3 protein-coding genes are annotated in these 4,060 nt (G+C 75.7%); 2 read left to right on the top strand and 1 reads right to left on the bottom strand.

Going from position 1 to position 4,060, the window contains the following annotated elements; genetic code table 11:
• A partial coding sequence (locus ABD54_RS25830; RefSeq protein ID WP_047872156.1) for a hypothetical protein occupies nucleotides 1-1,016 on the top strand: 1,016 nt, incomplete at its 5' end.
• 136 nt (nucleotides 1,017-1,152) lie between these two features.
• Nucleotides 1,153-3,228 (top strand): FUSC family protein, encoded by a 2,076-nt coding sequence (locus ABD54_RS25825; protein ID WP_082167001.1) that lies wholly within the window; start codon nucleotides 1,153-1,155, stop codon nucleotides 3,226-3,228.
• Nucleotides 3,229-3,270: 42 nt separating this feature from the next.
• Here the strand turns inward: ABD54_RS25825 and ABD54_RS25820 are convergent, their stop codons facing one another.
• Nucleotides 3,271-3,921, bottom strand: a complete 651-nt coding sequence (locus ABD54_RS25820; protein ID WP_047872154.1) for a cyclase family protein — start codon at nucleotides 3,919-3,921, stop codon at nucleotides 3,271-3,273.
• Between the last annotated feature and the right edge of the window lie 139 nt (nucleotides 3,922-4,060).

Genomic DNA, 4,060 nt, shown 5'->3' with positions numbered 1-4,060 from the left:
CCGCAGGGTCCTCCCCCTCCTTCAGCGCCGAGCCGGTCACCTCCGCCCGCCTGCGCGCCGACGACCTGCTCACCCGCTTCGCCGTCCAGAGCGAGCAGCTCACCGCCACCCTCCGGTCGGCCACCGAGGCCTTCTCCACGATGACCGACCCGGCCGCGGCCGAGGCCCAGGTGGAGGCCGCCCGCCTCGCCGGGGCCCGGCACGCCGCCGAGGCCGACGCCGCCCGCCTGGAGGCGGAGAACCGCCGCCGCGAGGCCGAGGCCGCCCGGCGCGTGGCCGAGGACGCCGCCGCCTCCGCCGTCTCCGCCACCCAGGAGGCCGAGCGCATCGCCGAGGAGGCCCTGGCCGCCCGGGACGCCGCCGAGGCCGAGCGCGACCGCCAGTGCGCCCTCGCCGACCGGGCGCGGACCGAACGCGACGCCGCCGTCGCCGAGGCCAACGCGGGTCTGGCCGCCGCCGAACGCCGCGTCGCCGAACAGGCAGCCCGAGCCCGCGAGGAGCTGGAGCACGAGCGGGCCGAGGCCTCCCGGCGGCTCCAGCAGGCGCGGGCCGAGGCCGAGGGGCTGCGCGCCGAGACCGCCGAGCACGCCCGCCGGCGCGACGAGGCCGTCCTGGCGGCCGAGAGCGCACGGACCCGCGCCGAGACCGCCGAGGAGCGCGCGGGCGAGGCCGCCCGGACCCTGGCCGCCGACCGGGAGCGCTTCGACGCCGAACTGGAGCGGACCCGCGAGCGCCTGGAGTCGGACCGCTCGGCGGCCGCCGCCGAGCGCGAACGCCTCACCGCCGAGCTGGAACGTCTGCGCACCGACCGCGAGCGCTTGGCCGCCGACCTGGACTCCCAGCGCCGCAACGCCGAGATCACCCTGGCCGAGTCGCGGGAGGCCGCCGCCGCGCGCCTGGCGCTGTCCGAGGAGGCGCGCGAGCGGGCCGAGGCCCGCGCCGAGCTGGCCGAACGGCGCGCGGAGCGGGCCGGGTCGCCCCCGGCCGGGCAGGACGCGGAGCACACGGCCACGTAACCGTCCGCGCTCCGAACGGCCCCGCCCCCGCCACGGCCCGCCCCACCGATGTTCAGTAAGTCACCTAAGTGCCGGTTCGTCCCGGTCTAGGATGGGAAACGTGCGAGATCTGGGAACCACTGGAGACACCGGACCGATGAACGTGGGTGGTTCCCCCGGCGAAGGACACGGAGCCGAACGCGTCGAGGTGGCCGAACGGCCCCACCCCAGGGTCGACCTGCGGGCGCTGTTCGGACTCCAGTCCGGTGCCTGGGCGTGGACCACCGCGGTCAAGGCCGCCGTGTCCATGTCTCTCTCCTTCGCCCTGGCCACGTGGCTCTTCGGCTCGGAGGTCGGCACCCTGGCCGCCCTGGGCTCCATGACCGTCCTGTACGAGAAGAAGACGCCCTACGCCTACCGGTCGGCGGCCCTGGCCCTGGTCGGCCTGGGCTTCGTCGCCAGCGTCGCCCTCGGCTCCCTGGCCTCGGCCCTGGCCTCCTGGGCGCCCGTGTTCTCCATCGGCCTGACCGCCGGGATCGCCACCTGGCTGTGCGCGGCCTGGCGGGTGGACAGGCCGGGCCCCCTCTTCTTCGTCCTGGTCGGGGCGATCTCCACCATCGCCCCCGGCGGCCTGGCCGACGTCCCCCTGCACGCCCTCGTGGCCGCCCTCGGCGCGGCCATCGGCTGGTCGGTTTCGATGTCGGGCGCGCCCGTGCGCGCCCGGCACCCCGAGTACCGCGCCGTGGCCGGGGCCTACCGCCAGCTCGCCTCCCTGCTGCGCGCCGTGGGCACGCCCGATCTGGACCACGCCCAGCACGAGGCGTCGGTGGCGGTAGCCGAGGCCTGGCGGATCGTCCTGCTGGCCCAGACCCGCGGCTACCGCACCAGCCCCGAGGCCGCCCGGCTGCGCTCCCTGCTGCGGTGGGTCTCCGACGTGCACCTGGCCACCACCCAGGTGTGCATGGCGCGCCCCACGGCCCTGCCGGAGAAGGCCGCCGACTTCGCCGAGCGCATGGCCCCGGCCGTGGCCGACCCCTCCCTGGGACCCGACCCCGACGAGCTCGACGAACTGCGCCGGGGCCTGCGCCCCCGCTCCCTGGAGGCCCGGCTCTACGGCCAGTTGGCCCGGGCCGCGCAGGCCGCGCGCCGCTCCACCCACGAGGACGACGAGCACGCCGCGACCCTGCACGACCAGCGCTATCCGGCGCTGTGGGACGCGCTGCGCTCCAGCCTGGGCTCGGACTCGCTGGTGCGCCCCACCGCGCTGCGCATGTGGATCACGGTGACCGCGGCGGGCGCGTTCAGCCTCCTGTTGGGCCTGGACCACTACTACTGGGTGGGTCTGACCGCGACCGCCGTCCTCCAGGCGGGCAGCGTGGTCCTGACCATGAACCGGGCCCTGCAGCGGTCGCTGGGCACACTCGTGGGCGTGTTCATCGGCGCCGCGCTGATCGCGACGCACCCGCCGCTGGTCGTGGTCATCGTGCTCGCCGGGCTGTTCCAGGGGCTCACCCAGCTGGTGGTGGGCCGCAACTTCTTCTACGCCTCGGTCCTGGTGACGCCGATGGCGCTGCTGCTGGCCGCGACCGCCGCGCCCGATCCGATCACCGACCTGGCCGGGTCGCGCGTCATCGACACCGTCGTGGGTTCGGTGTTCGGCCTGCTGGGTTCGCTGCTCCTGTGGCGCAGGGCGTCGGCGACCCGTCTGCCCCAGGCCATCACGAGCGTGCTGGAGACCTCGCGCGAGTGCATCATGGCGGTCCTGGACCAGGACGTGGAGATCGGCCCCGAGCGGCGCTACCGGCTGCGCAGGGACATGCGCGCGGCCCTGGTCAACCTGCGCGGGGTCTACGACAGCGCGATCGGGGACGCACCGCGCGCGGCGTCCACGCTGCCGCTGTGGCCGGTGGTGGTGGCCACCCAGCGCACCGGCTACCTGGCGCTGTCGGCGCTGGCCCGGGACCGGCCCGAGTCGGCGGGCGCCATCACCCTGCAACGGGTGGACCTGGCCTTCGGCGAACTCATCTCCTCGATGAGGGAGCGCCGCACGCCACGCATGGGCGCGATCCCCCGGCTGCCCGCCTACCCCAGGATCAACATGGAGCTGCGGGCGCTGTCCAACGCGATGACCAGCGCGGTCGCCCAGGACGAGCGCGCGGCGCGCCAGGAGGCCGACCGGCGGGCCCAGCGCGAGCACCGCCGGGCCCAGAAGGACCTGGACGCCGACCTGTGAGCCCGCTCCGCGCCCGCCCCCGGCCGCCGGGGGCGCGGCCGGTCATTCCACGAGGGCGAAGGCCCGCACGGGGAAGGCGGCCATCCCGCGGATCTTGGCGGGAACAGCGAAGAAGGTGAAGCCCTCCTCGGGGAGCTGGTCGAGCAGGCAGAGGTGGGAGACGACGGGGACACCGGCGGCGAGCAGGACTGCCAGCGCCGGGCGGGCGCCCTCGGCGGCGGGAGAGGGGTCGTCCACGCCGACCGCGTCGATGCCCACGAGGGTGGCGCCGCCGTCCACGAGCGCCTTGGCCGCCTCCTCGGTCAGGTAGGGGTGTTCTGGGTGGCCGTAGGACTCGGTGCGCCAGTGCCGGTCCCAGCCGGTGCGCACCAGCACGGCGCGTCCGCGCACGTCCAGGCCGGAGAAGGCCTCCGGGCCGATCCGGGCGGAGCCGACGGCGACGACCGCACCGGGCAGGTCCGCCACGCGGGCCAGGTCCAGGTCGGCCAGGTCCGCGCCGTCCCGGTAGCGGTGGGCCGGCGTCTCCACGTAGGTGCCGGTGGCACCGACCATCGTGACGCGGCCGCTGCTGGTGCCGTGGCCGGGGACGGAGCCCGGAACGGCGGTGCTCTCCTCGACGGCGGGTTCCGGCAGGCCCGGAGAAGTGGTCATCCCGTCGGTGATCTGGTGGCTGACGTCGACCAGTTTCGGCATGGCTGTTCTTCCTCGCTCGCGCGTCCGGGGAAAGGACCCCTGACCTGCACCAGAGGTCTAGACCATAGCCTAGCGCGTGTGACCGTCGCCACGGCACCCGCACCCGGCCCCGATCTCGCCCTCCGTCCACGTCCCCCAC

The organism is Nocardiopsis sp. RV163 (genome assembly GCF_001029525.1).
GTDB lineage: Bacteria > Actinomycetota > Actinomycetes > Streptosporangiales > Streptosporangiaceae > Nocardiopsis > Nocardiopsis dassonvillei.
This window is presented reverse-complemented; position numbering and strand designations above follow the sequence as displayed.